The 25,940-nt window shown below is 63.1% G+C and carries 21 protein-coding genes and 2 pseudogenes; 14 read left to right on the top strand and 9 right to left on the bottom strand.

Going from position 1 to position 25,940, the window contains the following annotated elements:
- The first annotated feature begins 301 nt into the window (after positions 1-301).
- The 4 genes and pseudogenes from LPJ38_RS12700 to LPJ38_RS38285 all read left to right on the top strand — a co-directional run bounded on the left by LPJ38_RS12700 (position 302) and on the right by LPJ38_RS38285 (position 5,681).
- Complete coding sequence (locus tag LPJ38_RS12700; protein WP_145641675.1) at positions 302-1,357, top strand: sugar phosphate isomerase/epimerase family protein; 1,056 nt, start codon at positions 302-304, stop codon at positions 1,355-1,357.
- Positions 1,358-1,371: 14 nt separating this feature from the next.
- Positions 1,372-2,544 (top strand): annotated as a pseudogene (locus LPJ38_RS12705) (Gfo/Idh/MocA family protein).
- Between the two features lie 472 nt (positions 2,545-3,016).
- Entirely contained in the window at positions 3,017-5,173 is a 2,157-nt protein-coding gene (locus LPJ38_RS12710; protein ID WP_145641663.1) for a TonB-dependent receptor, read from the top strand.
- 292 nt (positions 5,174-5,465) lie between these two features.
- A complete protein-coding gene (locus LPJ38_RS38285) occupies positions 5,466-5,681 on the top strand; it encodes a DUF6894 family protein (RefSeq protein WP_145641660.1) in 216 nt (71 codons plus the stop codon).
- 19 nt (positions 5,682-5,700) lie between these two features.
- Here LPJ38_RS38285 and LPJ38_RS12715 read toward each other — a convergent pair whose 3' ends face one another.
- The gene (locus LPJ38_RS12715; RefSeq protein WP_308971739.1) at positions 5,701-6,720 is read right to left on the bottom strand and encodes a Crp/Fnr family transcriptional regulator; all 1,020 of its coding nucleotides are present in this window, start codon (positions 6,718-6,720) and stop codon (positions 5,701-5,703) included.
- Between the two features lie 553 nt (positions 6,721-7,273).
- On the opposite strand from LPJ38_RS12715, the gene LPJ38_RS12720 reads away from it, so the two are divergent.
- Positions 7,274-7,435 (top strand): DUF2934 domain-containing protein, encoded by a 162-nt coding sequence (locus tag LPJ38_RS12720; RefSeq protein ID WP_008560730.1) that lies wholly within the window; start codon positions 7,274-7,276, stop codon positions 7,433-7,435.
- 214 nt (positions 7,436-7,649) lie between these two features.
- Entirely contained in the window at positions 7,650-7,928 is a 279-nt protein-coding gene (locus LPJ38_RS12725) for a DUF2934 domain-containing protein (RefSeq protein WP_231088620.1), read from the top strand.
- 345 nt (positions 7,929-8,273) lie between these two features.
- Here LPJ38_RS12725 and LPJ38_RS12730 read toward each other — a convergent pair whose 3' ends face one another.
- A complete protein-coding gene (locus LPJ38_RS12730) occupies positions 8,274-8,654 on the bottom strand; it encodes a hypothetical protein (RefSeq protein ID WP_145641657.1) in 381 nt (126 codons plus the stop codon).
- A 267-nt stretch (positions 8,655-8,921) separates the two neighbouring features.
- Positions 8,922-9,167, bottom strand: coding sequence for a hypothetical protein (locus tag LPJ38_RS12735; RefSeq protein ID WP_145641655.1), 246 nt, complete (start codon positions 9,165-9,167; stop codon positions 8,922-8,924).
- A gap of 232 nt (positions 9,168-9,399) precedes the next feature.
- On the opposite strand from LPJ38_RS12735, the gene LPJ38_RS12740 reads away from it, so the two are divergent.
- The 6 genes from LPJ38_RS12740 to LPJ38_RS12765 all read left to right on the top strand — a co-directional run bounded on the left by LPJ38_RS12740 (position 9,400) and on the right by LPJ38_RS12765 (position 17,395).
- Positions 9,400-9,576, top strand: coding sequence for a hypothetical protein (locus LPJ38_RS12740; protein WP_158644802.1), 177 nt, complete (start codon positions 9,400-9,402; stop codon positions 9,574-9,576).
- Positions 9,577-9,653: 77 nt separating this feature from the next.
- The gene (locus tag LPJ38_RS12745; RefSeq protein ID WP_145641653.1) at positions 9,654-10,334 is read left to right on the top strand and encodes a response regulator transcription factor; all 681 of its coding nucleotides are present in this window, start codon (positions 9,654-9,656) and stop codon (positions 10,332-10,334) included.
- Positions 10,335-10,351: 17 nt separating this feature from the next.
- Positions 10,352-11,905: a sensor histidine kinase gene (locus LPJ38_RS12750; protein WP_231088621.1), complete on the top strand. Its 1,554-nt coding sequence runs from the start codon at positions 10,352-10,354 to the stop codon at positions 11,903-11,905.
- Positions 11,906-12,865, top strand: coding sequence for an RNA polymerase sigma factor RpoH (gene rpoH / locus LPJ38_RS12755; protein WP_145641651.1), 960 nt, complete (start codon positions 11,906-11,908; stop codon positions 12,863-12,865).
- 79 nt (positions 12,866-12,944) lie between these two features.
- Positions 12,945-16,127, top strand: a complete 3,183-nt coding sequence (locus LPJ38_RS12760) for an efflux RND transporter permease subunit (RefSeq protein WP_145641649.1) — start codon at positions 12,945-12,947, stop codon at positions 16,125-16,127.
- A complete protein-coding gene (locus LPJ38_RS12765) occupies positions 16,124-17,395 on the top strand; it encodes an efflux RND transporter periplasmic adaptor subunit (RefSeq protein ID WP_145641647.1) in 1,272 nt (423 codons plus the stop codon). Before LPJ38_RS12760 ends, LPJ38_RS12765 begins: the two co-directional genes overlap by 4 nt.
- Here the strand turns inward: LPJ38_RS12765 and LPJ38_RS12770 are convergent.
- From LPJ38_RS12770 to LPJ38_RS12795, 6 genes and pseudogenes are all read right to left on the bottom strand, one after another.
- Positions 17,392-17,751 (bottom strand): hypothetical protein, encoded by a 360-nt coding sequence (locus LPJ38_RS12770; RefSeq protein WP_231088622.1) that lies wholly within the window; start codon positions 17,749-17,751, stop codon positions 17,392-17,394. The genes LPJ38_RS12765 and LPJ38_RS12770 overlap by 4 nt on opposite strands.
- Positions 17,752-17,754: 3 nt before the next feature.
- The gene (locus tag LPJ38_RS12775; protein WP_231088623.1) at positions 17,755-18,315 is read right to left on the bottom strand and encodes a hypothetical protein; all 561 of its coding nucleotides are present in this window, start codon (positions 18,313-18,315) and stop codon (positions 17,755-17,757) included.
- Positions 18,316-18,352: 37 nt separating this feature from the next.
- Positions 18,353-19,183 (bottom strand): hypothetical protein, encoded by an 831-nt coding sequence (locus LPJ38_RS12780; RefSeq protein WP_231088624.1) that lies wholly within the window; start codon positions 19,181-19,183, stop codon positions 18,353-18,355.
- A 190-nt stretch (positions 19,184-19,373) separates the two neighbouring features.
- Positions 19,374-20,810, bottom strand: a complete 1,437-nt coding sequence (locus LPJ38_RS12785; RefSeq protein ID WP_231088722.1) for an ATP-binding protein — start codon at positions 20,808-20,810, stop codon at positions 19,374-19,376.
- A 195-nt stretch (positions 20,811-21,005) separates the two neighbouring features.
- Positions 21,006-21,245, bottom strand: a pseudogene (locus LPJ38_RS12790) (winged helix-turn-helix domain-containing protein); the annotation flags it as partial.
- Between the two features lie 876 nt (positions 21,246-22,121).
- Positions 22,122-22,364, bottom strand: a complete 243-nt coding sequence (locus LPJ38_RS12795) for a hypothetical protein (protein ID WP_145641643.1) — start codon at positions 22,362-22,364, stop codon at positions 22,122-22,124.
- A gap of 314 nt (positions 22,365-22,678) precedes the next feature.
- Here LPJ38_RS12795 and LPJ38_RS12800 point away from each other — a divergent pair, with 314 nt between their 5' ends.
- Together LPJ38_RS12800 and LPJ38_RS12805 are read left to right on the top strand one after the other, a co-directional pair.
- Complete coding sequence (locus LPJ38_RS12800; protein WP_145641641.1) at positions 22,679-22,960, top strand: hypothetical protein; 282 nt, start codon at positions 22,679-22,681, stop codon at positions 22,958-22,960.
- A gap of 118 nt (positions 22,961-23,078) precedes the next feature.
- The gene (locus LPJ38_RS12805) at positions 23,079-25,934 is read left to right on the top strand and encodes an ATP-binding protein (RefSeq protein WP_145641638.1); all 2,856 of its coding nucleotides are present in this window, start codon (positions 23,079-23,081) and stop codon (positions 25,932-25,934) included.
- The last annotated feature ends 6 nt before the right edge of the window (positions 25,935-25,940 follow it).

Genomic DNA, 25,940 nt, shown 5'->3' on the forward strand with positions numbered 1-25,940 from the left:
CGCCGCGAACTCCGTCCTCATCCTGAGGAGCCCGCCCAAGCGGGCGTCTCGAAGGATGGCCGCAGGGAAAACTCCCAAATGCGATAGCCCCGGCGCGCATAGTCCGGTATTGCGCTCTCCCTTGATGGCCGGCATCCTCGCACCAAGAAAAGCGATCCGGATGATGGGTCCAGAGCGTTGGGAAGTGGGAGCAACGTGTTCAGTTGCGGACTATCGCTCAGCCGAGCGCGCCCGAATTGATTGTCGCTCACGCCATCAGGCATTCGCCCCAAAAGAACGTCCAAGGGGAAGGAAACAATCGATGAAGATGATCAAAGGTCCTGCGATATTCCTCGCTCAGTTCGCTGCCGACGCGGCGCCGTTCAACTCGCTCGACACGATGTGCGGCTGGGCCGCCTCCTTGGGCTACAAGGGCATTCAGATTCCGAGTTGGGATGGCCGGCTCTTCGATCTGAAAAAGGCTTCGGAGTCTCAAGCCTATGCCGACGAGGTGACGGGTGTCGCGGCCCGCCACGGCCTTGCCATCACCGAACTTTCGACGCATCTCCAAGGCCAGCTCGTCGCCGTTCATCCCGCCTATGACGCGGCATTCGACGGCTTCGCCGTGCCGGAAGTGCGCGGCAACGCCAAGGCCCGCACGGAATGGGCGGTCGATCAGGTCAAGCGCGCCATTCTTGCGTCCAGGCGACTCGGGCTTACTGCCCAGGCGACTTTCTCCGGCGCGCTTGCCTGGCCCTATGTCTACCCTTGGCCGCAGCGTCCCGCTGGCCTGATCGAGACGGCCTTCGACGAACTCGCCAGGCGCTGGCGGCCCATCCTCGACTATGCCGACGAGCACGGTGTCGATCTCGCCTATGAGATCCATCCTGGCGAAGACCTTCACGACGGTGTCTCCTACGAGATGTTCCTCGCGCGGGTGAATGACCACAAGCGCGCGAACCTGCTCTACGATCCCTCGCACTTCGTCCTGCAACAGCTCGATTATCTCGACTACATCGACATCTACCACCAGCGCATCAAGGCATTTCACGTCAAGGACGCCGAATTCAACCCGACTGGCCGCCAGGGCGTCTATGGGGGATTCCAGAGCTGGGTTGACCGTGCCGGGCGCTTCCGGTCGCCCGGCGATGGTCAGGTCGATTTCGGCGCCATTTTCTCGAAGCTCACGCAATACGACTACGACAGCTGGGCGGTGCTCGAGTGGGAGTGTGCCCTGAAACATCCCGAGCAAGGCGCGCGCGAGGGTGCCGAGTTCATCCGAGACCATATCATCCGGGTTACTGAGAGAGCCTTCGACGACTTCGCAGGCACCGGCGCTGACGATGCTGCCAACCGCAAGATGCTCGGCATCACCTGAAGAGAGGGTGCAACATGGCTATCGAAGCAGGCAATGGAACTGGCGGCTATCGTCGTATCCGTCTCGGGATGGTCGGCGGCGGCCAAGGTGCTTTCATCGGGGCCATCCATCGCATTGCCGCTCGCATCGACGACCAGTTCGAACTGGTGGCCGGCGCGCTCGCGTCGGATCCGGATCGAGCGAAAGCCTCCGCAAAGGACCTCGGCATTGCTGACGACCGTGCCTATGGCTCTTTCGAGGAGATGGCGCGGGCTGAAGCTGCGAGAGCAGATGGCATCGAGGCGGTTTCGATCGTGACGCCCAATCACATGCACGGCCCGGTCGCCAAGGCGTTTCTCGAAGCTGGCGTCCACGTCATCTGCGACAAGCCGCTGACGTCAACGGTCGCCGAGGCTGGAACTGGTGGCGCTGGTCAGGAAGACCGGCAGGATCTTCGTCGCACGCACAACTACACCGGCTATCCCATGGTCCGGCAAGCGCGCGCCATGGTGGCAAATGGTGATCTCGGCGAGATCCGTCTCGTCAAGGTCGAGTATCTGCAGGATTGGCTTACGGAGCGGGTGGAAGCCACCGGCCAGAAGCAGGCGGCATGGCGTACGGACCCGTCCCGGTCCGGAGTCGGTGGGTGCATCGGTGACATCGGCACCCATGCCTACAATCTTGCCTGCTTCGTCACCGGGCTCGAGCTCGACGAGCTGCTCGCTCAATTGTCGACGTTTGTCGAGGGGCGGCGCCTCGATGATGATGTCCAGATCCTCCTCAAGTGGAAGGGCGGCGCCAGGGGCATGCTGTGGGCGAGCCAAGTTGCCGTCGGCAATGAGAACGGGCTCACGCTGCGTGTCTACGGGAGCAAAGGGGGTCTCGAATGGGCGCAAGAGAATCCAAATCAACTTTGGTTCACACCGTACGGCAGGCCCAGGCAGCTCCTGACCCGCGGCGGCGCCGGAGCATCGCGCGAGGCGAGTCGGGTCACCCGCATTCCATCGGGACATCCCGAGGGCTACCTTGAAGGTTTCGCAACAATCTATGCCGAGGCGGCGCGCGCCATCCGTGCGGCAACGGCCGGCGAAAAGCCGCATCCCGATGTCGTCTTTCCGACGGTCGAGGATGGGCTTGCAGGTGTGAAGTTGATCGATGCTGCGGTGAAGTCATCCGCGGCCAACGGCGTCTGGGTTCGGATGACTTGACTGCCGCGGTTAGCGGCGCGGCTTTGAGCAAACACGAGTTTGCTCGCAATCGACTCGGCAACTCCTTTGCTGCCAAAAGGAGCCGGCTATCCCTGTTTCGCACCCATGATGACCTAAGCACAATGGACAATGGATCGCGATCTTGCCGCCGTCTTTGTCCGCGTCTGCAGGGGTGGGATTTGCATCAACGGCGCTAATGCAAAGGTCGCGAGCGTCTGCAGTGGCGAGTGAACCGAGCCAAACGAGCGCCAAGGTGCCTCAAAGCAACAAGTCTGACCTTGCCCAAGGACCACGCGGCCCTCGCGAGGGCGGATAGTATGATAAACCGATTGAAACGTCATACTTGCGCTGGTAGCCTGCGGAGCGGGATCGGAATGGCTGCAGCCAAGTGAACTGCTGTTGGAAGTGAGTGGGGGCGTCCCGGGTGCGCAAAGCTTTTTTGCGGATATTTTCCGCGACTGCGTCGTCCGCCATGATCGCGATTCCTGCCGAGGCGCAGCAGGTTTCAGCGCGGCAGGTCGGTCAGCTGCCCCCGGTCACCGTCACCGGTCCAACCGCAGGCCCCAAGCGGGTCGCGCGGCAAAAGCCGTTGCCAAACCGGGAGATGCGCAACAGGTCTGTAGCCCGCCCCACACAAGAGCTCTCGATCGGAGAGTCCGGTGGCGTCATGCCAGCATCTTCATCTGATGGCCCGAATGCTTTGCGACCGACGGCTGCCAGCGCGATCCGCTTCGCGGGGGCTGAAGTAAATGCAGTACCGTTCACCCGGCCCGGCGAAGCCCTGGAGATCGTTCCTGGCTTGATTGTCACGCAGCATTCCGGAGAAGGCAAAGCCAACCAATATTTTCTACGCGGCTTCAATCTCGACCACGGGACGGATCTGGCCATTACCGTGGACGGCATGCCCGTCAACATGCCGACCCATGGCCATGGGCAAGGCTATGCCGATATCAACTTCCTGATTCCGGAGCTGATCCAGTCGGTGAACGTACGCAAGGGGCCATACTTCGCAGATGTTGGCGATTTCGGCTCGGCCGGAGCTGTCGGAATCGACTATGTCAATAAACTGCCCAGAAACATCGCCGAAGTGAGCCTTGGCAGCTTCGGGTACCGCCGTGCCGTGACGGCGGGATCCGCGACCGTCGGCGACGGCACTCTGCTCTCGGCCATCGAAGGTACAAAGTATAACGGTCCATGGGATGTTCCGGACGATGTGCGCAAGATCAATGGTCTGCTGCGCTATAGTCAGGGCACCGTGACCGATGGCTTCACTCTGAGCGGCATGGCCTATGCCAACGCCTGGAATTCCACCGATCAGGTCGCGCAGAGGGCCATCGATCAAGGCTTGATTAATCGCTGGGGGACGATCGATCCGACTGATGGGGGCGTCTCCAGTCGGTTCAGCTTGTCCGCCAATTTTGCCCATTCAAGCGCGTACGGCCAGACCAACGTCAGCGCCTACGCTATTCGTTCAGACCTGCAGCTCTACAACAACTTCACGTACTTTCTCGACAATCCCGTCAATGGCGACCAGTTCAACCAACTCGATCGCCGATCGGTCGGCGGCTTCGATGCACGACACGCTTTTGACTGGCGGTTTGGCAGCCTTGAGACTCAGACCCGCGTGGGTGTGCAGACCCGCTACGACGACATCCAGGTGGGCCTGTTCAAGACCGAGCAGCGAAATTGGCTTTCGACCGTGCGCGAGGATCGGGTGCAGGAGGGCAACGTCGGCATATGGACCGACAGCACGACGCGTTGGACCGACTGGCTGCGCACGACGGTCGGCATCCGGGAAGATTTGTTCGCGGGGCGTGTGCTGAGTGACACGCCGGAAAATTCAGGGAATGCGCAGGCTTCGATGGTGAGCCCCAAGGCCGGCATCGTGCTTGGCCCGTGGTTCAAGACTGAACTCTACGGCAATGCCGGGTACGGCTTGCACAGCAACGATATCAGGGGCGCGACCATCACGGTTGATCCCAATGACAAAGTGACGCCGCTCGATCGTGTGCCGTTGCTGGTGCGGTCACGCGGTGCGGAAGTCGGCGTTCGCACCAGACCCATCAACGGCCTCACCAGCTCGGTCGCACTATTCGTTCTCGATTTCGATTCCGAGCTTCTATTCGTCGGCGACGCTGGTACGACCGAGCCGAGCCGGCCGAGCCGCCGGGTCGGTGTCGAGTGGGTGAACCAATACAAGCCGCTGCCTTGGCTGTCGGTCGATCTCGATCTCGCCTACACCCGCGCGCGCTTTACCAACATTGACCCTGTGGGCGACCGCATACCCGGCGCGCCGGCATGGGTAGGAAGCGCTGCCATTACCTTCGGCAACGAGACCGGCTGGTTCGGCGCTTTGAAAGCTCGCTATTTCGGACCACGACCGCTTGTCGAGGACGACAGTGTTCGGTCGCTGTCGTCGCTCATTTTCAACGCGCGCGCGGGATATCGATTCGACAACGGGCTACGCGTGCAGCTCGACGTGCTCAACCTCTTCAATGCGCACACGAACCAGATCGAATATTACTACGTGTCGCGACTGCCGGGTGAACCTATCGAAGGCGTCGCCGATCGTCATGTTCACCCAGCAGAACCCCTCGCGGTGCGTCTTACAGTAGCGGCTCGGCTCTGATGGCGATGATAGGATTCAAACCTATGACCACCTGACGAGCTACCGGGGCTGCTCCATCCCCGCGTCAATGAGAAGCTGCTCGTCAGTTCGCTCAGCGTCGTAACCCATGGCTACATGAGCGATGGGCGCGTGATCGGACTTTAGCGAGTGAGCGCTTCAGCTCCAGGAGAGAAGCTGGCGGCATGGACGTACTTTCCGAACTTTGCGGAGAATGTTCCCCTGAGATTGGAGCCTTCCGAGCGAAGGCAGAATGCCACGTGGAACATCCACCGGCGTAGTGCATTGGCGGCGAATGCGCAGGTACTACTTTCATTTTGAGGGGAATCGTCCACACACGGACGAGACGGGCGAGTTCCTGGAGGACGATGAAGCCGCCTGGGCTGCTGCGCTCCGGTTGGTACGGGACGTGGAGAATGGGTTGCGACCGGGTGAGAACTGGACACTGCGCGTGGTCAGCGAGGACACGCCCGTATATATCCTCAGGGTAATGACGAAGCGCTACCGCTGAGATCAAGCAATCACAAGGGTCACTTCCCGCCGTTTCTTTCCGCTCGGAGAACCTCGGCAAAATGCTTTTTGACCGACGAGTTGCATGAGCAAGAACTGCGATGAAGAGCTTTGAGGTCGCGAACGGTGATACTGCCGCGGGCGGTCTCGATCACGCCGGCAGCTTTGAAGTCATGAAGGACGCGGCTGGCGTAGCTTCGCCCTACTCCGAGTATCCCTGCAAACTGCTCATGCGTGAGTGGAACAGTGCCAGCACCCGTGTGCTCCACGAGATCGATGATCCACTTCGCTGCCCGTTGCTCGATGGAATGCGCCGCGTTGCAGGCAATTGATTGGAAAGTTTGCGCCACAAAGCAATCGGCATATCTGGCGAGCAGTTGATTCAGCCCACTCGATTCTTGTTGCGCCTCATAAAGCTTGCGGGCTGAGAGCCGGACCAATGGCCCAGCCATTTTCACTGCCAAGCGAGAGTAGGCCGGCAGGAGGCCGTGACTGATCACGCCGCCTGCGGCTCCCTCCCGTCCAACCAGCAGAACTTCAATCTCGCGATCATCATCGGTCGCAACGGCGAAGGAAACCAGCGTGGGTCCGCAAGGAAAATAGATATTCTCGACGGCATCGCCTGGATAGCAGAGAGCTTGGCCGGAATACCCGTCGATCTCATCCATATAGGGTCTGAGACTTCTGAAGTCCTTGGGGGCAAGTGACCGCAGCAGCTCGTTTTCAGGCGCGCCGTCACTGTTGGATTCTTCAGAACGCATCCGCTTCCACTCGATTAGTGAGTGAGTGCTTTTAGCGTTCCACCAAAGGAACCCACCGTCTGAAAGTGCACACAAATGCACCGTGCCCCCCGATTTTTTGCACACGGGGAGAGACCGGCGCACTAGTCTGAGCCCCCGAATCGGAACGAACGACCCCCTCAGCTTTTCCAGTGCTCGGTTTTCACTCCGCACGGCGGCCTTGTTTTGTGATACGCCTTTCGAAAAGTGCAGTTGCGCTGTCCGTTTGACCTCCAAATTCCTGATGATACTGTCGTTCATCTTCGTTTTGTCCGGGAGGACACGATGGGATGGTTTGACCGATTGTTTGGAACGGCGTCGGCGCCGGCGACCCGGCTCTTTGCGAGATTTGGGCGGAAATCACGGGCACCGACTGATCCCGACCTTCTGAAGATTGCCAAGGACCGAAAGGGCCACATCTCGCGGAAGGCCATGCGGGAAGAATATAATCGGCTGCTGCTGGAGAAGTACGCGCACGACAAGTCCTGATCTCTAGCCGCATCCAGTGTTGCCGTTGCGCGCCAGCGAAGCTCCGCCTTGGGCGGCTTCTCGAAGGTTGCTTGTTGTGTGACGTGAGAATCCCTGGCTCTGCCGTCCGCCTTCCTCCGTTACCACCGACGTGCACAACGCTCATCAGTCGAGTTGATGGAGCTGGCGCCGCGTGGCGCGGCTCTCGCACGAATAGGAACTCTCGCATCCATCGCGGCTTGACTCCGCGGGCCAGCGTCGCCGCCGATCGCTGGTCTGCACGGCCCCGCCTCCAAGCCCCCCATACCCCCCAGGGTGGGGCCGTGCTTCATCAGCAGGAGACGACATGCCCGAGCCGACCGAGCAAGAGATCAGAGAACGTGCGCACAAGCTCTGGGAGCAGGCGGGCAAGCCCGAAGGTCGCGACGAAGAATTTTGGCGCGCCGCCGAGCAGGAGCTGCGCAACGAGGACGAGTCGAATACATTGCGGACGCCGGATACGTTGTGACCGACAAGGCCTGCCCATTCTGCTTCGGCTTGGGATGGGTCTGTGAAAGCCGTCAGCCCTGTCGGATCGGATACGAGGTGGCTTAGAGCAGATCTCGGTTCTCCGAAAAAAATCAGCGGCCTTGGGTGCTTGAGGGAACGGGATTTGCTGGAAAGGCATTCAGTGTCTGACCAGCATGGCTCTGACAACATTCCCTCCCACGGCAGCGTCGGCAGTGGACGAGCAGAAAAAGATAGAGCACCAGATCGAGCTAGCCACGCGAGCGGCCGCGCTCGTCAAGGACGAAACCACGTCCCGCGGGTTCAGGAGCTTCGCCGAGGAGATGAAGCAGAAGCTCCGCCGCATGATGCGGCGCGGCAAGGTGCGGGCACGCGCCTACGAACTGTGGGAGCAGGCCGGCCGGCCGGCCGACCGCGATCTGGAATTCTGGCTCGAAGCGGAACGGCAGGTCGAAGAAGAGCGCGAACCGAGGAAGGGCCCGTCACCCTCATAGTGGCGATTGCTGCTGGCGCTCTCGGTGCCCTGGCAGCAAGGCAACGCTCCGGCCGGTCGTCGCGTCACCACAGAAAAAAAGCCGCCGGGTTCTTCACCCTGGCGGCTTCGAAAAGTTCGTAGCTGTTGATCGCCTTCCCAGCCTCGTGCGTACCGCCGTTACCTTGTTTGCGGCCATGCTTGATCATTGTAGGCGAGGGCGGATGATTCTGTTGTGACCGAAATCACACAGTGGAAAGCTGACGGCAGATCTCGCGAAGGGTCCACGTGTCGCCGGTGCGAGAACGAGGCGCTACGTGGGCCTGAATCATGACATGCGGTCGAGGCCGAACACCGCGCGTGCAGACTAGCTGCAGCTCAGCGGCAACGGCACGCCGGGGTGCAGCTCGTACCAATCGTAGCAATCCGGATAGTAGCCGTAGTATCCATAGCCGGGCCGATAACGGCCGAAGTGATGAAACGCATGCTGGCGGAAGCCTGCGCCGCCGGAGGCGACGTGGCCGATCCCAAAATGCTCGCCGCCAAATCGTCCTCCGCCAAAGCCTCCGGCATGTCCGATCCCGCCGAAATGCGCGCCGCCGCCGAAGCCGCCGCCGCCGAAGCCGTGGCCGCCACCGCCAAAACCGCCGTGACCTCCGCCGCCACCACCGCCATGCGCTGCGGCCGTGCCGACGGCCAGAGTCGAGGCCAGCACCGCCGTTGCCAAGATCATGATTGCTCGTTTCATGGGACACTCCTTTCGTGCCAAGCCGCCCGCCATCATCGCAGTCCGCGTTCGCGTCGTGCTAGCCAATGCTCCGGATGAGATGGCACCTGATGACTGGGCTCGTGATGCACGAGAGGTAAGAACGGTGCGCGGCAATCCCACTAAATTCGGCTTCAGGAATGAGGCCGCCAGCCGGAAAGGCGATCCTGGTGCGCATCGTCGCGGCGCGCCGAAAGGAGCGGGCTGAACAATTCATCCCGCTCCTTCGTGCGATGTGATGTGCAGCGATCAGAACGCGCCGGTGCCGGGCTCGCACGGCACATTGTTGCCGGTCCAGGGCGCGGTCGCAAACGCGCCGACGCGCGGTGCTGGCACGCAGCCGCGGCTGTCCTGATAGATCGGTACGTTCGATGCGACCGTATCGGATTGCATCACGGGCTGCCGCATGGGGGCATGGTGTTCGCGCGCCATGACGGGTCCTCCAATCAAGGCGGCTGCAATCAGCCCCATCGGCAAGAGCTTGGAAGTGATCATTCGGCTTCTCCTTTGATGACAGCAGGCCGATCAAGCCGGCTCCTTCAGGAGATGTGCACGACCGGCGCCGATCCAAATGCACGAATTGCTCACCGGTGTTCAACGGCCTGTGAGCCGCTGCGCCAGCGCGACCACGATCGTGCGAATAGGCAACCTTCGTTGCCTTGCGAGAGTAACGGCGCGCGGATTGCGGGCATATCTCCATCATAGCGCAGCCCGAATGGAGGCGAAGATGATCACGACGATGGCACGACGCGTTGTCGTCCTGCTGACGCTCTTGGTGGCAAAGGCGGCCGGATTCCTGAAAATCAATTCAGTGCTGCTGCTGTCGCCGCAGCACCATCTGGTCATGCAGCGCGTAGCCGATCGCAGGCGGGCGCGCCGCCGTGCGCTCGGAACGGGACGGTGACCATGACGTCGCAAGCCGCCGGGCCCACGCCGTCCCGCCGCAGGCCGAACCGCCGCGCAGAAGGTGGGACCAAGCTCATGACACGGATTCTCCTGATCGAGGACGACATTGAAACTGCGGAGGCGATCGTCGCCGAGCTTGCCGAGCGCAGTTTCGAGGTGCAGTGGGCGCCGAACGGCATCGAAGGTCTCGACCACGCACGGACCTCGCATCCCGATGCCATGATCGTCGACCGCATGCTGCCGGGCATGGATGGGCTGACCGTCGTCGAGGCGCTGCGCAATGACCAGATCAGGACGCCCGTGCTGGTCCTGAGCGCGCTCGGGGCGGTCGACGACCGCGTGCGGGGCCTGCGCATGGGAGGCGACGACTATCTCACCAAGCCGTTCGCGATCGTCGAGCTGGTCGCGCGGATCGAGGCCTTGCTGCGCCGCCCGACGGAGAACCGCGAAACCGTCCTCGTGGCGGGCCCGCTGGAGCTCGACCTGATCGAGCGAACTGCCCGGCGCGGCGAACGCGAGATCGACCTGCTGCCGCGTGAATTCCGCCTGCTCGAATACATGATGCGCCGGAGCGATCAATTGCTGACGCGCGCAATGCTGCTCGAAGAGGTCTGGAACTACAAATTCGTTCCCGCGACCACCAACCTGATCGACGTGCACATGGGCCGGCTCCGGCACAAGGTCGATGCTCCCGGCGATGTACAGCTGATCCATAACGTTCGCGGCTCCGGCTTCATCCTGCGCGGGCGCCAGTAGCGGCCGATATGCGTCAGATGCAATTCATCCGTTCGAACACGTTCCTGTGGGCTCTGGCGGTCGCCGCCACCCTCGCGCTGTTCGTCGTCGGATTGTTCGCGTTCGTCTACCGGGAGCTGGACGACTATCTGATCGCACGTTCCGATCGCATGATTACTACGCAGATCCACTTCATGGCCGGTCTGCCGCGGGATCGCCGCGCCCGCGCGGTTGCCGATCAACTTGAGCAGGATTCTCGGCATGTGCACTATGCCGGGCTGTTCAGCGCCCGCGGTGCGCGCCTTGCCGGCAACATCGACCGCGTGCCAAGCGGGTTCGATCTCGACGGAACAGTGCAAGGCGTTCGGCTCGATCCGCTGGAGACAGCGGCGGGCCGCAGCCCCATCGTGAGAACTGTCGGCAGGCGTCTCGATGATGGCGATGTCCTGGTGCTGGGACGGCACGTCGATGAGACGCGCGAGATATCGAGCGTAGTGGGGCAGGCGCTTGCGCTCGGCGTGCTGCCCGCCTTCTGCCTCTGCGTGCTCGCCGGCGCCTGGCTGAGCGTCCGCGCCCAGAAACGAGTCGAGGAAGTGAACCAGCGGGTCCAGCGAATCGTGGCCGGGGAGCTGCGCGAGCGACTTCCGGAGGGCAATGCGGATGATCCGTTCGCGCGGCTCGCCAGGATCGTCAATGGCATGCTCGACGAGATGGAGACGATGATCAACGCGCTTGCCGGCGTCGGCAACGACATCGCCCACGATCTCAGGACGCCGCTGACGCGGGCAAGGCTGGCGCTGGAGCGCGGCCGAACCCATGCGACCACGCTGGCGCAGCTTCAGGAAGTCACGGACAAGGCGATCGCCGGCATCGACCAGTCGCTCGCGATCGTCACCGCCCTGCTGCGCCTGACCGAGATCGAGAACAACCGTCGCACAGCCGGCTTCGGCAACGTCGCACTGGACGAGATCCTGCGCGAAGTGTGCGACGTCTACGAGCCCATCGCCGAGGACAAAGGCATCGCGCTCGGCGTCGTCATCGATCGGGGCGTGCAGGTGTGGGGCGACCGGGACCTGCTGTTCGAGGCGATCGCCAATCTCGTGGACAACGCCGTCAAGTTCACGCCGGCAGGCGGTCGGGTGAAGCTCGAGCTCAAATCGGACGACAGGACGGCGCTCGTTGGCGTGAGCGACACCGGGCCCGGCATCAACGAGCAGGAGCGCGAAGCGGTGCTTCGGCGGTTCTACCGCTCCGACAAGATACGGAACACGCCGGGCGTCGGGCTCGGGCTGAGCCTGGTGGCCGCCATCGTCAAGCTGCATGGTTTTCGGCTGATCATCGGTCCGGCGCCCGGGGGTCGGGTCGAGATTCTGGCCTGCACTGCAAGGGAAAGCGCAGCTCGCCGCATGCCGATCTCGGATGTTGGATCAGGCAAGCGCGAAGTGGATGTGATGGCCACGCGCGATGCTCTCGATGCCGGGACATGCCGGATGTCTGAAACCGAATTCAGAGGTGTGACGCCCAGTTTAGTGGCCTGCGCGTCCGCAAGCCTCCTAAAACCTGTCAGCCGTTTCGAAATGTGGGAGTGTTAGATGCAGACCAGTCTTGAGATCGCGAGAAATGCCAGCGCTGCGCCGGTCCCGTTCCTCAGTGCGTATGCGGTGGCCATCAAGCGCTACGAATTTCTCGAGCCGGGCGAGGAGCAGCAGCTCGCGCGCCGATGGCAGGAGACGCGGGACGAGGGCGCGGCGAATGCGCTCGTCACCAGTCATCTGCGGATCGCGGCCAAGGTGGCGCGCGGCTACAAGGGATACGGCTTGCCGCTGGTCGATTTGATCGCCGAAGCCAATCTCGGTCTCGTCATCGCCGCCTCACGCTTCGAGCCCGACCGCGGCGCGCGGTTCTCCACCTACGCGGTGCCGTGGATCAAGGCCTCCATTCATGCCTACATCCTGCGCTCCTGGTCCCTGGTCAAGATCGGCACGACGGCGGCGCAGAAGAAGCTGTTCTTCCGGCTGCGTGGTGAGATGCGGAAGGCCATGGGTGGTGCGATGGCAAGGCTCACGCCTGATGTCGCCGCTGTCATCGCCGAGAAGCTCGAGGTGACTGCCTGCGAGGTGATGGAGATGGACGCGCGCCTGAACGGCGACATGTCGCTGAACGCACGCGTCGGGGGCGAGGAGGATGGCGCCGAGTGGGAAACGCTGCTGGTCGATGACGCCGTCGACGCGGAGACGATCCTGGCCGATCGCGAGCAGTCCGAGCGCCGCAGCAGCGCCCTGCGTGCCGCGCTGGGCGGCCTCACGGCACGCGAGCGCCACGTCCTGGAAGCGAGGCGGCTGACAGACCACCCGGTCACGCTCGATCAGCTCGGCGTCGAGCTGTCGATCTCCAGCGAACGCGTCAGGCAGATCGAGATCCGCGCCTTCGCCAAGGTCAGGCGCGCCGTCATCCTCGCCGCGCGCGACGCGGCCCGCGCCGGTGAAGTATTGCCGCTTGCGGCGCGCCGTGGGCGCGCGAGGGGGGCGAATGTCCCGGCAACGATCCCCTGAACGCGTTTTCATTTGAACGGATATCCGCCCGCCCTCATCTGTCCTCCCATCCCGCACCACCCGTTCCAGGCAGACCATCATGGGAATTGTTCGCTTCGCGCTGCGGTTTCCGCACACATTCTACGTGCTTGCGGCGCTGATCCTGTTTCTCGGCGGCATCGCGATCCGGTCGATGCCGACGGACGTCTTCCCGGAGATCCGCATCCCCGTGGTCACGGTGATCTGGAGCTATACCGGCCTGTCGACGCCGGAGATGGAGCAGCGCGTCAGCACCTATAGCCAATATTCGATCAGCGCCAATGTCAGCGGCATCAAGAACATCGAGGCGCAAACTCTCAACGGTCTGTCGGTCCAGAAGATTTACTTCCAGCCCGATGTCAACCTCGATCTCGCGATCTCGCAGATCGTGTCGGCGACCAACGCCATCCGCGCCCTGATGCCGCCCGGCATTCAGCCGCCGATCATCGTGCAGTTCAACGCATCGAGCGTGCCGGTGCTCCAGCTCAGTCTCGAATCCAGCAGCCTGAACGAGCAGCAGCTCTATGATTTCGGCATCTATCGGGTACGCCAGCAACTGGCGCCCGTTCCCGGCGTGACGCTGCCGACGCCCGCCGGCGGAAAGTACCGTCAGATCATGGTCGACATCGATCCGAACAAACTGCTGTCGCGCGGGCTGACGCCGCTCGACATCGTCAATGCGGTCAACACCCAAAATCTGACGCTGCCGACCGGCACGGCGAAGATCGGCGACACCCAGTACACCGTTCGGACCAATGCGACGCCGGCCTCGATCGAGGATCTCAACATGATCCCCGTCAAGTTCGCGAATGGGGCGACGATCTTCCTGAAGGACGTCGCCCAGGTCCGTGACGGCTCCCAGGTGCAGCAGAACATCGTGCGTGAGGACGGCCACCGCTCCGTCCTGCTCAGCGTGATCAAGAACGGCAATGCCTCGACGCTCGCGGTCGTCAATGGCGTGAAGAACGCCCTGGCATCGATCCGCGCCTCAGCGCCTGCGGGACTCAAGATCAACGAGCTGTTCGATCAGTCGGTGTTCGTCACCCATTCGGTTAACGGCGTGCTGCGGGAGGGCGCGATCGCTGCCGGGCTCACGGCGCTGATGATCCTGATGTTCCTGGGGTCGTGGCGCTCAACGCTCGTCGTCCTGATCTCGATCCCGCTGGCGATGCTGTCCTCGCTGGTCGTCCTCAATTTCCTCGGCGAGACCCTGAACACGATGACACTCGGCGGACTTGCGCTCGCGGTCGGCATCCTGGTCGACGATTCCACGGTGACGATCGAGAACACGCATCGGCTTTGGACCGAAGAGGGCATGCCGTTGCCGGAGGCGACGCTGCACGGCGCCGCCGAGATCGCGGTGCCCACACTGGTCTCCACGCTCGCGATCAGCTGCGTGTTCACCTCGGTCGTGTTCCTGGAGGGACCGGCGAAATACCTCTTCACGCCGCTCGGCCTCGCCGTTGTGTTCGCAATGCTGGCCTCCTATGGGCTGTCGCGGACGCTCACGCCGATCACCATCGGCCTGCTCTTGAAAGGCGAGCGGCGCCACGGCGAGGGCGAAAGCCCGTCGGGCATCTTCGCGCGCGCCTCGGCGGCGTTCGAGCGCGGTTTCGAACGGCTGCGCAATGGCTATTCCGTGCTCCTGCTGACCTTGCTGCAACGTCGCGCCATCGTGCCCGTCGTCGCCGTGCTGGTGTTGGCGCTCGGGGCCGTCATGTTCGCCTATGTCGGCCGCGACTTCTATCCTCTGATCGATGGCGGCCAGATCCAGCTTCACGTTCGCGCGCCCGCGGGCACCCGCATCGAGAAGACGGAGGCGATCTTCCAGGCGGTCGAGGACAGGATTCGCGAGGTCATTCCGGAGCGGGACCGGGCGCTGATCGTCGACAATATCGGGCTTCCGGCACGCGCCTACAACCTCGCCTTCACGGACGGCTCGACGATCGGAGGCAATGACGGCACCATCCTCGTGTCATTGAAGGACGGACACAGGCCGACGGCGGATTACGTCAGGAAGCTGCGCCAGGTGCTGCCATCGGCATTCCCAGAAGACACCTTCTATTTCCAGGCAGCCGACATCGTCACGCAGATCCTGAACTTCGGACTGCCCGCGCAGATAGACGTCCGCACGGTCGGATACGGTGCCAACAATCTGGCCGTAGCGAAGGAGCTTCAGAAGAGCCTGTCCACGATCCCCGGCATCGTCGATGCCCATCTCCAGCAGGAGGTCGATGCTCCCGCCTTCTATGCCGACATCGACCGGACCCGGGCGGCACAACTGGGCCTAAATGCCAGCGCAGTCGCGACCAACATCAATGTCAGCCTCAGCTCGTCCGCGCAGGTCTCGCCGAATTTCTGGACCGATCCGACGTCGGGCATTCCCTATTACCTCGCCGTGCAGACACCGGAGTACAGGGCCAATTCGCTGAATGCACTGGGGAATACGCCGGTGTCGGCATCGGTTGCGGCAAGTGGGCAGACGGTGCCGGGCCTGCTCAGCAATGTCGCGACCTTCAAGCGCGGCACCGTTCCCACCAATTCGAACCAGGCCAATGTCCAGCCGGTGTTCGACGTTTATGCGAGCGTGCAGGGACGTGACCTCGGCAGCGTCGCGGCCGACATCAACAAGGTCACGTCCACGCTGCAGAAGCAGCTCCAGCCGGGCAATTCGATTCAGGTTCTGGGGCAGATCCAGAGCATGCATCAGTCGTTCCGCGATCTCGGGATCGGACTGCTGTTCGCAGCCATCCTGGTGTACCTGCTGATGGTGGTGAACTACCAGAACTTCGGCGATCCCTTCGTCGTCATCCTCGCGCTGCCGGCAACGTTCTGCGGCATAGTGACGATGCTGTTCATCACGGGAACGACGCTGAACGTGCCCTCGCTGATGGGAGCGATCATGGCGGTCGGCGTGGCCTCCGCAAATTCCATCCTGCTGGTGACGTTCGCGCGCGACGAGCAGTTGAAGGGACACTCCGCATTCCAGGCAGCGTTGAGCGCCGGCCGCACCAGGATCCGTCCCGTCCTAATGACCGCCGCAGCGATGATCGTCGGCATGATCCCGATGGCGATCGGAGGCCCCGGTGAGGAGCAGAATGCAGCCCTTGCACGGGCCGTCATTGGCGGGCTGCTGTTCGCGACCCCGACGACATTGCTCGTCGTGCCTTATCTGTTCGCCATGTTGCGCAAGCGTAACGATGGCAAGCCTCACCACGGCGTATTCGAGGAGCAACCGCAATGAGTGATGTTCGCATGCGGACCAATGACGACAAGGCGGGAGGCCGTCCGGGTGCGGAGAGCCTGCGGATCGTGGAGCTCCCCGGCAAGGAGCCGAAATCGGGCCGCCGCTACGGTGGTGCGGTGCTCGGAGGCGGCATCGTTCTGATCCTCGTGGGCGGTCTCGGCATTGGCGGCTGGCGGCACTATCAGGCCGCGCGCGAGGTCGCCGCAGTGGCAGAGCAGGCCAGAACCGCCGTGCCGGATGTTCGGGTGGCGACGGTCCAGCCTAGCGGCGACATCATGAAGGTCAGCCTGCCGGCGACGACGACGGCTTTCGAGGCGGCAAATATCTTCGCGCGGACCAGCGGCTATATCGAGAAGCGTTACGTGGATATCGGCACCCATGTGAAGAAGGGCGATCTCCTCGCCGACATCACCGCTCCGGAGCTGGACCAGCAGATCGCGCAGGCGCAGGCGACTCTCGCCCAGAACCAGGCGGCGCTCCAGCAGGCGCAAGCAAGCCGTGAGCTCGCCGACGTCACCAATGCGCGGGACAGCAATCTCGTCAAGCAGGGTTGGTTGACGGCGCAGCAGGGCGACAACGACCGTCTCACCCTGCGAGCGCAGCAGGCCGCCGTCGGCGTCGCCCAATCCAACATCGCGGCGCAGGAGGCTCAGATTAGGGTCCTTCAGCAAGAGAAGGCCTATCAGCGCGTGGTGGCGCCGTTCGACGGTGTGATCACACAGCGCAATGTCGACAATGGCAGTCTGGTGCAGGCCGGATCGACCTTCATGTTCACACTGATGCATTCCGCCGTGATCCGAACCCAGGTCTTCGTGCCGCAGGACGAGGCCTTTGGGGTGGCCCCCGGCGTCGATGCCGATATCCGCGTCCCCGAGATTCCGGGACGGACGTTTCCGGGGAAGGTCACGCGGATCGCGACCGCGTTGCAGCCGGGAAGCCGGACACTGCTGACCGAGATCGACGTGCCGAATCCGGATGGTCTGCTCAGCCCCGGCATCTACTGCACTGTCGAATTATCGATCCCGCGCAAGACACCGTCGATGATCGTCCCGTCGGATGCGCTGGTGTTCGACCAGAATGGCCTCCACGTCGCGCTCGTGCGCAACGGCACCGTGCATTTGCAGCAGGTCTCGATCGCGCGGGACTTCGGCACAAGAGTCGAAGTGCGTGAAGGAGTCCAGCCCGGTGATCAGGTCGTGCTCAATCCGGCGGTGAACCTGACCGAGGGTAGCAGGGTCACCGTTCGCAAGGTCGAAGTGAGTTAGGGAATGGCGATGATGCGGATTGCTTTCGCGATGGCGCTCGCTCTGCTGCTCGGCGGGGCTCCGGGCAGGGCGCAGGTGGCCACAACCGGCAGTACGGCGATGAGCCTGCCGACGGTGCCCGGCGCGATCGTGACCTCGCCGTTGAACAGTCCGGGTCCGTTTTCCGCAGCGACCGAAGTAAACGCGCCCGACACGATCCTCGCGCCCGTTCCGCTTGCCTCCGATCCGACGACGCCGGGGACGGTGGTCATCTGCGCTGCGCCATCGGCGTCCCCGATGCCGGTGCCGGCGACCCCGATCGTAACGAATCCAGGTTTGTCCACGTCGGGTGGCGCCGCTCCGATAGTGCCGATCACGGCTCAGGCCGGAAGCCCGATCGGAACCATTCCCGCAGCCTCGCCGGCAGGAACGGGGGCGACAGTTGCATGCAGCTCAACGCCGGGGGGACTGGTGACCGCTGCTTCGTCGCTGCCGCTCTCGATCCCGCAGGTGCCGACCAGCCCGACACCGGGAACGATTACGGCGGACGTCAGCGGTGCCGGCGGCACCGGCATTGATCCAAGCGCCGTCGTGCCCAGCCCTAACAGCTCTGCCTGCATGGAAGGGGTCTCGATGAACCTGGCCTCGCCCGCGACTGTGTTGCCGGCCAATGCGACAGGTGCAGCGCCGACGCCGGGCGTATCGCCGATCCTGCCGCCGGGATGCTGAGAGGTCTGTGCCTCAAATGGCCGGGCGCAGCCGCCGCGCGCATTCAGCTGTTCGACCGCCAGCTGCCAGCCGCGGCGATAGGGCAGGGCGAACGCGGGCGCGCTGCTATAGGAGTTGATCTCGCCGATCCTGATTGGTTCTGATGCCCTGCGCGCGGATGACGGCGGGCGAAAGCACCGCCGCGCCAGCACCGCCCAGCGTCGAGAGATCATCAAGCATGGTCCTTGGATTAGGAGAGGAAGGCTTGGGCTAGTGGCAGGTGCCGGAGGCAGGCCGGTCGCCGCCACGTGTCGTCGCCGGGCTTGCAACGAGGCCCCGCGCGAATGCGAGCGCGGGGAGATCGACATCTCGATCGAATTGCGCGCTGATCGGGCCGACGAGGTCGAGCGCGGTCTGCTGACGATCCGATCCCGCCATGATCCTTGCCCAGGCGGCCGCGATCTTCAACTCGTAAAAGCGGCACCGTTGCTCTCTGGCAACGGAGAGCCCTTCGGCGAACAGCAGGTCCGACCGGGAAAGATCGAGCGGAGCATCAGCCAGCAGGACTTCGCCCTTGATCCGCAGCAGATCCGCAAGGCACCACAATTGCCGGCCTTGTCGGGCGATGTTCAAGGCATCTTCAACGACAGCCAGCGCCTGCACAGCTTCGCCACTCGCGAGCAGGCCTTCGGCGAGCGATCCGAGAAATTCTGGATTGCGCATCAACCATCCGTTCTCGGCCCGCGCCTTCAGTCCGCTTCGCAGCAACGATATCCCATCGTCGTACTGACCTTGCAGGACGAGCAGCTGCCCCTTCAGGCACGACGTCCAGCTGTTCCAGAAAGCTATTCCCTCGCGGGTCACGAGTTCAAGGAGGGACGAGATCGCCTGATCGGCAGCGGCGAGATCATGCGTCATGAGAGCGATCGGGCAGACGGCGTTTCGCAATGCGTAGGCGATCGCGAGTTTGTCTTTCTCCCGCTCCGCGTCCTCTAGACATTCGGCCGCAAGAGCTCTGCTCTGCGCGACCTTTCCCTGTAGCAGCAGGACGCGGGCCAACATGGCCTTGGCCAGAACGCTCTGGTTGAGCAGGAACCACATCTGGTTCGGGCCGTCCTTCAGTCCATGGGCCTCGTGATCTAGGGACAGGGTGAGCTCCCGCCTTGCATCCTCCTGCGCGCCGCAAAAATGGGTGGCGGCGCCGATCAGGCGGCGACCTACGGTCTCGTTGGCGGGATTTCCTGTGCGCAGCGCGATCTCGAGGTATCGCTCGCCGACCGCTTTGGCGGAGTCATACTGGCCCGAGTTGAGATTGTAGCTCCACAGCGTCCACACGGCCTTGAGCTGAAAGCTCAAGGTCGGACAGCTCTTCGGCGAGCACGAGACCAATATTGAGGGCCGCCTTCATGCGGTCGGCAGAGCCGGTCGTGTTGAGAAGCGCGAATCCCAATGCGACGTGGAGCTGTGCCTTGAGCCTCGGATTGCAGGTCACCCCAGGGCCGAGATGGACGAGGGCGTGCTCGATCCGGCTCGAGCACTCGACGAAGGACAGCAGATGCATCCACACCGGAACGAAGCCGGCTGTCAGCTCGACTCCGAGCGTGGTATCGCCATCAGGTGCGAAGGCCCAGTCGAGCGCGGCATGCACGTTCTCGATCTCCTGGGCCAGGCGGGACACATCGTCAGCGGTTGGGGAGGTGCCCCCGAGCGGCGCAACGAGCTGCCTCAGGAAACCCGCATGCCGTCGCGAAACTTGCGCTAGGAATCCTGCTTCCGCCAGCTTCTCCAAGGCATAAGCGCGCGTGGTCTCGAGCAGGCGCCATCGCCCCTCGAACGATGGATCAAGCGAGACCAGAGATTTGCCGACGAGGTTGAACAACGTCTCGATGACGTCCGACCGTGACAGGTCATCGTCCATCATGGCAATGGCCGCGTCCAGCGTGAAGCCGGCCGGAAGCACAGCGAGCCGGCAAAGCAGCCTCTGCTCCTCGGGCAACAACAGATCGTAGCTCCAGTCCAGCGTCGCTCGCAGGGTCTGGTGCCGCGGCAGCTGGTCGCGACGACCGCTGTTCAGGAGCTCGAAGCGCCGGTCCAGGCGGCTCAACACGGTATCCACCCCGAGGTTCGCGACCCGGGCCGCGGCGAACTCAAGCGCGAGCGGAATTCCGTCGAGCCGCCGACAGACGGCGGCGATTTTCAGCAGATCGCTGGCGTCGGGAACGAAGCTTGCCCGCAATGCCCGCGTCCGAGTGACGAAGAGCTGCACCGCGCTTTCCCGAAGAACCAAATCGGGATCCAGGACGTCCGGTCCGGGAACCGACAGCGGCGGTATGGCTGCAACATATTCGCCGTCGATACGCAGTCCTTCCCGGCTGGTTGCAAGGACGGTAACATTCGGACAATAGCGCAGCACGGCGCTGGCGATCTGCGCGGCCACGTCGATGACATGCTCGCAATTGTCGAGCACGAGCAGCAGGCGTCGCGAGCCGATGGCCTGGGCGATGCTCGCGGGCGAAACGCACTTGTCGCTCAGAGCGAGCTTCAGGGTCCGGGCCGTTGCAGAGATCGCGAGCGCGGGATCCTGCAAGGTCGCGAGCTCGACCAGCGCGACGGAATCGTCGAACGACGATGCGACGCGCCGCGCAAGTTCGATGGCGAGCTTGGTCTTTCCGATGCCTCCAGGGCCGACGAGAGTCACGGCGCGGTAGGCGGAGAGGATATCGATCAACTCGCTCAGAGAATCCTCGCGACCGATCAGAGGTGCGCGCGCATTCGGCAGGTTGCTCGAAAAAGACGAGGCGGCCGGAGCGGATATCGTTGCGGCTGCGGAGTGATCCGGGCGTCCGCTTCGCCAGCTTCCGGCGAGAGTATATCCTCGGCCCGAAACCGTCTTGAGGAGATCGCGATCCCTGCCGAGCGCCTTGCGGACCGCGAAGATATGGACCTGGAGCGTGTTGTCCTCGACGATCTGGCCCGACCAGACGCTTCCGATCAATTCATCCTTGGTCACCAAGAGACCGGCCGAATCCGCCAGCTTTTCGAGAAGCTCGAACGCGCGGCTGCCGATCGGCACCACGACGGTGTCGTGTCTCAGCTCCCTGCGCTGGCAATCGATAAGCCAGTTTCCGAAAGCGTAGGTTCGATTGGCCGCCGAATACGACATAGGGATCCGCGGATCAGATTCACCGTCGTGATGCCAAGACAGTCATGGTTTTCCGAAAAACACCGTCTCTTGGCAATATTTTGAAAGCATGACTATGCCTCGGTCTCCTACAGGGCAGGCAGTCGACCTGTCAAGAAGACCTTCGCCGTCCTCGGGACCGCCATCGACGGCGCAGATGTCCTCGGCTAGCCACTGGCGAGATGAGTTGCCGACGATCGATTGCCGCGGCGCTCTCGGGCCGACTGGAAGAATCTCACTGCATGACGGCGCGCATCCTTCTTTCCGGCGACATCGAATCCGCGAAGCGCTGAGAGGAGAACCCTCGTCTCAGCGCTGTCGCTTGACTTGCAGCCAAGTGTTCGTCCGGTCGACTGGCTCAGTAACCGGAGGTCGGCTCGCACGGAGGCCGGCGCCAGGGAGCGGTCGCGTACGCACCAACGTCGGGGGCGTGAACGCAGCTGCGCTTTGACGTGACCGGCACGCGCTGGACCGATGCATAGGAATCGACATTCGCGCGACGTGTGTTTTCGCTGCCTTCGCGAGCCATCGCGGGGGATGCAATCAGGGCCGCAACGGCCAGTCCGGCCGACAAGAGCTTCAGAGTGGTCATTTCATGTCTCCTTGATAAAGCGACGCCGGGAACGCCTCGGCTCGCTCGTCAGACATGTGCGTGCGCGTGCGGGATCAGCAGTATCAATCGAACGATCATTTTCGCCTTTGCACGAAGTCGTGGTGGTGGCTCGGTCAACAGTCGTTTCTGCGCGGTCGCCAAGGTGCGAGACCGGTGGGGTGCGCCGCTTGGCGCGGACGCACTCCGTGCACGTTCTCGGGCGGGCGTTATCACCTGCGTGCGCAGGCCGCCCGCTCTTCGCTCGCTCATCGATGCCAGTGCCGGACGTAAGGGTGCGCTGCTCCGAACACCGGCGCGGCGCCGCCGGGCCGCTCCAGGCCCATTCGTCCTGCCGGCGTCAGCGCGCCGCCGTTGAGCACGTCGCGATCCGGATACATTGATGCAAATGCGGCGGGCTCCTGGTCGGCGAATGACCAGGCCGCGGAGGCCGAGGATATCGTTGCCGTCGAGATCAGCGCGACGGCGATCATGGTCTTGAATACGTTCATGGCGATTCTCCATTGCTCGTGAGATGCGGAGAGTCGCTTGGCGATGATGGCTGCTCGGCCGGTGACGTTTCCGAAATTGTCTTTGCCGAGTCATATAGGCAATCCGGCTGGAAAACCCTGCCCGAAACGCATCACTCTTGCGAGAAGGCGAGCAGGGAAAACAGGAATGCACGCGGATTACCGAGAAGTGGTGGTGCGTTCTCGACATCGAATCCTGTCACTTTTGTCATGATCGTTCGCACGATCGTGCATGGTCGAATCAATCGCAACGCCCACTTGAGAGTGCAGGTCATACAACATGCGGAGTGTAAGCCATGAGATTGCTCTCCTTCCTCTGCGTCGTAGCTTGTCTCGGACTGTCGGGAGCAGCATCTGCCCGCGGCGGCATGGGATCGCATATGTCGATGGCACGCGGCGGCGCGCTCGGTACGAGTGCCGCGACGCCTGGGACGAACTCGCTCGGCACTGCACTTCCCTCGTCGGAGGGGAGCGATCATGCGATGAAGCGGCCTCTGCTCGGCACGGACGCGACCATCGACAAGGACGACGCCCGCCTCGAGAAAATGCTGGAAGGAGCGATCTGCCGCGGCTGCTGAAGGGTGAGGCGTACGAGAGGAACCCGGGGCAGGCGCTCTTCCGGCTGGCAAACTGTGTCTCCTGGAAGGATGGTGATAGACTGCACGCAAGTCCAATGAACCATTCGGGGCCGTGCCAATGATGGCTGAGTCGGGCCAACGTCCCGTTTACACCTGCTCGGAATGGGAGATCGATCTTGCCAGGCGCGAATTGCGCGCGCAGGGTGAGGTCGTTCCTCTGGGCGGGCGCGCCTTTGAGATTCTTGCGGAATTGGTTCGGGCCGAAGGCGATCTGGTCACCAAGAACGATTTGGCCGAGCGTGTCTGGCGGGGCGTTTTTGTCGAGGAGAGCGCACTTCGGGTGCACATCGCCGCGATCCGAAGAGCCTTTGGCGCGGACCGCGACATGCTCGCAACCGACGTCGGACGCGGATATCGCCTGCTGGGGTCATGGCAGATCCGCCAGACGGATGCGCCGCTACAATCTTCAGCATCCCAACAATTGCGCTCGACCAACATTCCGAATGCATCGTTCGATCTAATCGGCCGGGCCACCGCCATCGCACATCTATGGGAGCTTCTTTCGGCCTATCGGGTCGTGACCCTCGTCGGGCCTGGCGGCATCGGCAAGACGGCGCTTGCATTGGAAGCCGCCAGAACGGCGCCGCCCGGCTTTGCTGCGGATCGGCTGCTGGTCGAGCTTGCCTCGCTGCCCGATCCCAAGCTGGTTTGCTCGGCCGTCGCCAGCGTGCTCGGAATCAAGCTCGAAGGCGAGGACATCTCGCCGGAGGCGGTCGCACGTGCGATCGGCGTGCGGCAGCTGTTGCTCATTCTCGACAATTGCGAGCATGTCGTCGATGCGGTGGCTCAACTGGCCGACGCGATCGTCAGCCGCTCTCCCGGGACCACTATCGTTGCGACCAGTCGCGAAGCGCTGCGCATCGACGGCGAGCACGTCTATCGCGTTCCTCCTCTGGACGTGCCGCCCGAATCCCGACTGGGATACGGCGGCGCATCTGCTTACACCGCCGTGGAATTGTTCATGACGAGGGCGAGGGCGCTCGGTTCGAACTTTGCGCCGGATGAGGAAAATCTCGGAGCCGTTGCCTCCATTTGCCGGCGGCTCGACGGAATTCCGCTCGCGATCGAGTTCGCGGCGGCGCGCGCGGTGATGTTGAGTCCAGCGAAGATTGCCGTGCTTCTGGACGACAGGTTCAAGTTCCTGACGACCGGCCGTCGGACGGCGCTACCCAGGCAGCAAACCCTTCGCGCGACGCTCGACTGGAGCTACGACCTGCTGCCGGAGATGGAGGCGCGCATCCTGCGGCAGCTCGGCGTCTTCGCCGGAGAGTTTTCGCTCGAAGCGGCGATCGTGGTGGCCGGCGAGGGCATTGGCGAGTTGACGGGTCGGCTGGCCGGTCTGGTGGCCAAGTCGCTCGTTCTTGCCGACATCGGCGGTGATCACCCTCAGTATCGGCTGCTGGATACCACGCGCGCCTACGCATTGGACAAGCTGCGCGCTTGCGGAGAGCTTGACGGCGCGGCGCGCCGTCTCGCTCGATATTATTGCGGCTTCCTTGCGCGAGCTGAAGCCGATAGCGAAGCCAAGCCGCAGGCGGAGTGGCTCAAGCTTTATGGTCGCCATATCGACAGCGTGCGATCGAGCCTCGATTGGGCCTTCTCGTCCGAGGGGGACGCGCAGATCGGAGTGGCGCTGACCGCGGCGGCGATCCCGCTATGGGTGCAGTTGTCTCTGCTTGCAGAATGCCGCGAGCGAACCGAGCTGGCGCTGGCTCATCTCGACGAGAGCGCGGCGAATGCGCGGCAGCTGCGCATGCAATTGTCGGCTGCGCGCGCCTGGTCGCTGATGTATGGCATTGGAAGGGCCCGGGAAGCGGGTCCTGCCTGGGTCGAAACTCTTGGGCTCGCCGAGCAGCTCGGCGACAATGATTATCTGCTGCGCTCGCTCTGGGGCCTTTGTATCGATCAGTTCAACAATGGCGAGTTTCGCAAGGCACTCGGTCTTGCGCGCCGTTTTGCGGATGTCGTGGCCGGATCGGGCAATTCGGTCGATCAGGTGATGGCAGAACGGCTCCTCGCCACCACGATGCATTATCTCGGTGATCAGCGGCTGGCGCACCGTCACATCGACCGGGCCTTGGCCCGTCTTTCCGATCTGACGGCAAAGCCGCAGGTCATCCGTTTCCGGTTCGATCCGCGCGCTTCGGCACATTACTTCCAGGCGCGCATCCTCTGGCTGCTCGGCTTCGCGGATCAGGCGCTGAGCGTGGTCGATCGCAACGTCGAGGAAGGTCGTACGAATGGTCATGCCCTGACGTTTTGCAGCGTGCTCGGACAGGGCGCTTGCCCGGTCGCCTTTCTCGCCGGTGATCTCGTCCTGGCGGAGCGCTATTGCACCATGCTGATCGAGCATACCGAACGTCATCCGATCCGGCTGTGGAGCGTCTGGGCGCGCGCCTTTAGGGGCATGGTGATGGCGCGCGGTGGCGACCTCGAGGCCGGCCTGTCCTTGCTACGCAAGGCGCTCGGCCTGGCGGGCGAGGCCCGATTTCTGCCACGCTTCCTGCTTCTCGTCGGGGAGCTAGCAGCATGTCTCGGAGAAGCCGGTGAGATTTCGCAAGGACTTGCGACCGTCGACGAGGCGCTGGCGCGATGCGAAGCACGTGACGAACGCTGGTATGTGGCGGAGCTCTTGCGCATCAAGGGCGAATTGCTGCTGCACGCCGGCGCGCATTTTTCCGCGGCAGCTGCCGAGCAGGCCTTTGACAAGGCGTCGGAGATGGCGCGCGGTCAGGGAGCGCTATTCTGGGAGCTGCGAACGGCGATCAGTCTGGCACAATTGCGGATAAGCCAGAGCCGGCCGGCCGACGCGCGGGATATTCTCGAGCCCGTGTACGGCAAGTTCACCGAGGGTTTCGAGATCGCCGATCTGCGCCGCGCGAGGACAATGATGGCGCAGCTGGCGCCCCAGTAGCTCGGG

This window comes from Bradyrhizobium daqingense (assembly GCF_021044685.1).
Classification (GTDB): domain Bacteria; phylum Pseudomonadota; class Alphaproteobacteria; order Rhizobiales; family Xanthobacteraceae; genus Bradyrhizobium; species Bradyrhizobium daqingense.

Excerpts from the sequence above, each read along its gene's own strand:
- LPJ38_RS12700 (WP_145641675.1), top strand. The coding sequence starts at position 302 with ATGAAGATGATCAAAGGTCCTGCGATATTCCTCGCTCAGTTCGCTGCC.
- LPJ38_RS12710 (WP_145641663.1), top strand. The coding sequence starts at position 3,017 with ATGATCGCGATTCCTGCCGAGGCGCAGCAGGTTTCAGCGCGGCAGGTC.
- LPJ38_RS38285 (WP_145641660.1), top strand. The coding sequence starts at position 5,466 with ATGCGCAGGTACTACTTTCATTTTGAGGGGAATCGTCCACACACGGAC.
- LPJ38_RS12715 (WP_308971739.1), bottom strand. The coding sequence starts at position 6,720 with ATGAACGACAGTATCATCAGGAATTTGGAGGTCAAACGGACAGCGCAA.
- LPJ38_RS12720 (WP_008560730.1), top strand. The coding sequence starts at position 7,274 with ATGCCCGAGCCGACCGAGCAAGAGATCAGAGAACGTGCGCACAAGCTC.
- LPJ38_RS12730 (WP_145641657.1), bottom strand. The coding sequence starts at position 8,654 with ATGAAACGAGCAATCATGATCTTGGCAACGGCGGTGCTGGCCTCGACT.
- LPJ38_RS12735 (WP_145641655.1), bottom strand. The coding sequence starts at position 9,167 with ATGATCACTTCCAAGCTCTTGCCGATGGGGCTGATTGCAGCCGCCTTG.
- LPJ38_RS12740 (WP_158644802.1), top strand. The coding sequence starts at position 9,400 with ATGATCACGACGATGGCACGACGCGTTGTCGTCCTGCTGACGCTCTTG.
- LPJ38_RS12745 (WP_145641653.1), top strand. The coding sequence starts at position 9,654 with ATGACACGGATTCTCCTGATCGAGGACGACATTGAAACTGCGGAGGCG.
- LPJ38_RS12750 (WP_231088621.1), top strand. The coding sequence starts at position 10,352 with ATGCAATTCATCCGTTCGAACACGTTCCTGTGGGCTCTGGCGGTCGCC.
- rpoH (WP_145641651.1), top strand. The coding sequence starts at position 11,906 with ATGCAGACCAGTCTTGAGATCGCGAGAAATGCCAGCGCTGCGCCGGTC.
- LPJ38_RS12760 (WP_145641649.1), top strand. The coding sequence starts at position 12,945 with ATGGGAATTGTTCGCTTCGCGCTGCGGTTTCCGCACACATTCTACGTG.
- LPJ38_RS12765 (WP_145641647.1), top strand. The coding sequence starts at position 16,124 with ATGAGTGATGTTCGCATGCGGACCAATGACGACAAGGCGGGAGGCCGT.
- LPJ38_RS12775 (WP_231088623.1), bottom strand. The coding sequence starts at position 18,315 with ATGATCTCTCGACGCTGGGCGGTGCTGGCGCGGCGGTGCTTTCGCCCG.
- LPJ38_RS12780 (WP_231088624.1), bottom strand. The coding sequence starts at position 19,183 with ATGTGGTTCCTGCTCAACCAGAGCGTTCTGGCCAAGGCCATGTTGGCC.
- LPJ38_RS12795 (WP_145641643.1), bottom strand. The coding sequence starts at position 22,364 with ATGAACGTATTCAAGACCATGATCGCCGTCGCGCTGATCTCGACGGCA.
- LPJ38_RS12800 (WP_145641641.1), top strand. The coding sequence starts at position 22,679 with ATGAGATTGCTCTCCTTCCTCTGCGTCGTAGCTTGTCTCGGACTGTCG.
- LPJ38_RS12805 (WP_145641638.1), top strand. The coding sequence starts at position 23,079 with ATGATGGCTGAGTCGGGCCAACGTCCCGTTTACACCTGCTCGGAATGG.